The sequence below is a fragment of the Acidiphilium sp. PM genome (assembly GCF_000219295.1).
In the GTDB taxonomy this organism is placed as follows: Bacteria; Pseudomonadota; Alphaproteobacteria; order Acetobacterales; family Acetobacteraceae; genus Acidiphilium; species Acidiphilium multivorum.
The window spans coordinates 1-2,115 of record NZ_AFPR01000224.1 but is presented as its reverse complement, the minus strand read 5'-3'; the positions used below and the strand labels follow the sequence as shown (position 1 = coordinate 2,115).

Here is a 2,115-nt window from a genome sequence, read left to right as displayed (position 1 = left end):
GCGCCGCGCCGCCTGAGGGGGCAGAGCACTTTCCGATCCTTCCGGACCGGATGTAGTGCTCTATCGTATTGATAAAAAACAATAGTTTGGTGGCTTGCCTGTCCCTGAAATTCACCCACGAATTTCAGGGGCAGGACACTACACCGCCTTGGCGCCGATATCCCGGCGGCAGAATCCGCCGGGAAAGCCGATCCGCCGCACCGCGACATAGGCGCGGTCGATCGCCTCGCGCAGGTCATCGCCCGTCGCCGTCACCGCCAGCACCCGCCCGCCGGCACTCACCAGCGCGCCGTCGCGCCGCGCCGTGCCGGCCTGGAACACCGTCGTCTCCGGCAGCCCGGCCACCCCGGCGAGGTCGATCGGATGGCCCTTCTCATAGGCGCCCGGATAGCCCTTCGCCGCCATCACCACCGTCGCCGCCGCGCCGTCCCGCCAGTCGAGCCGGGTTTCCGGATCGAGCCGCCCCCGCGCCGCATCGGCGAGCACCGGCAACAGGTCGGTCCTCAGCAGCGGCAGCAGCGTCTCGCATTCCGGATCGCCGAACCGCACGTTGAACTCGATCAGCCGGGGGCCGGAGGCGGTGAGCATCAGCCCGGCGAACAGGAAGCCGCGGAACGGCGTCCCGCGCCGCGCCATCGTCCGCAGCGCCGGGCGGACGATCCGCTCCATCGCCGCCCCGATCACCGCCCCCGAGGCCGCCGGCGGCGGCGCGATCGCGCCCATCCCGCCGGTATTCGGCCCGGTATCGCCATCGCCCACCCGCTTGTGGTCCGAGGCGGTGCCGCAGAACACCGCGGCCTCGCCGTCGCAGATCGCGAACAGCGAGATCTCGGTGCCGATCAGGCATTCCTCGATCACGATCTCCGCACCCGAGGCGCCGTGCAGCCCGCCCTCCAGCATCGCCGCCACGGCCTCGCGCGCCTCCTCATCGGTCGCGGCGACGACCACGCCCTTGCCCGCCGCCAGCCCGTCCGCCTTGATCACGATCGGCGCCGGATGCTCGTCGAGATAGGCGCGCGCCGCGCCGGCATCGGTGAAGCTGGCCCAGCCGGCCGTCGGAATCCCCGCCTCGTCGCAGATCTCCTTGGTGAACCGCTTCGAGGATTCGAGCCGCGCCGCCGCCTCGGTCGGGCCGAAACAGGCGATTCCCGCCGCCGCCAGCCGGTCCGCGAGGCCGAGCGCCAGCGGCGCCTCCGGCCCCGGCACCACGAGGTCGATCCGCTCCGCCCGCGCGAACTCCACGAGCGCGTCGATCTCCTCGGCGCCGATCCCGACGCATTTCGCCAGCGATTCCATGCCCGGATTCCCCGGCGCGACGAAGAGTGTCTCCAGCACCGGGCTCTGCGCGAGCTTCCACGCCAGCGCATGCTCGCGCCCGCCGCCGCCGACAACCAGAACCCGCATGATCGACCCCCTTGCGCTTGTGCAACCGGCGCGCGCTTAGCATAGTCCGCCGCCATGAGCGAAACCACGGACACCGCCACCGGCAACCTGCCCGAACTCACCGTTTCCGAACTCGCCGGCGCGGTCAAACGCACGGTCGAGACCGCCTTCGGCCGCGTGCGCGTGCGCGGCGAGATCACCGAGATGAAGACCTACGCCTCCGGCCATACCTACATGGCGCTGAAGGACGAGGGGGCGAAGATCCGGGCGATCATCTGGCGCGGCAACGCCGCGCGACTCGGGCTGAAGCCGGAGAACGGCGTCGAGGTCATCGCCACCGGCCGCATCACCACCTATCCCGAGCGCTCGGAATACCAGCTCATCATCGAGCGGCTGGACTATGCCGGCGAGGGCGCGCTGCTCGCCCGCATCGAGAAGCTGCGCCTGCGCCTCACCGAGGAAGGCCTGTTCGACGCCGCCCGCAAGCGCGCCCTGCCGCTGCTGCCGCGCATCGTCGGCGTCGTCAGCTCGCCCCAAGGTGCCGTGATCCAGGACATCCGCACCACCATCGCCCGCCGTTTCCCCCGCCGCATCATCCTCTGGCCGGTCGCCGTCCAGGGCGAGGCCGCCGCGGCCCAGATCGCCGCCGCCATCCGCGGCTTCGGCGCGCTGCCGGAAGCGGGCGAGGTGCCGCGGCCGGACGTGCTGATCGTCGCCCGCGGCGGCGGCTCG

General features: G+C 71.6%; 2 protein-coding genes. One reads left to right on the top strand and one right to left on the bottom strand.

Features of this window, described 5'->3' with window-relative positions; genetic code table 11:
• Positions 1-138: 138 nt before the first annotated feature.
• Entirely contained in the window at positions 139-1,404 is a 1,266-nt protein-coding gene (gene purD, locus APM_RS10080; RefSeq protein WP_007423266.1) for a phosphoribosylamine--glycine ligase, read from the bottom strand.
• 54 nt (positions 1,405-1,458) lie between these two features.
• On the opposite strand from purD, the gene xseA reads away from it, so the two are divergent.
• Positions 1,459-2,115: exodeoxyribonuclease VII large subunit (gene xseA / locus APM_RS10075; protein ID WP_007423265.1), on the top strand; the 657-nt coding region annotated here is incomplete at its 3' end.

Bases quoted from the DNA above. Each gene is read 5' to 3' on its own strand.
- purD (WP_007423266.1), bottom strand. From the start codon at position 1,404: ATGCGGGTTCTGGTTGTCGGCGGCGGCGGGCGCGAGCATGCGCTGGCG.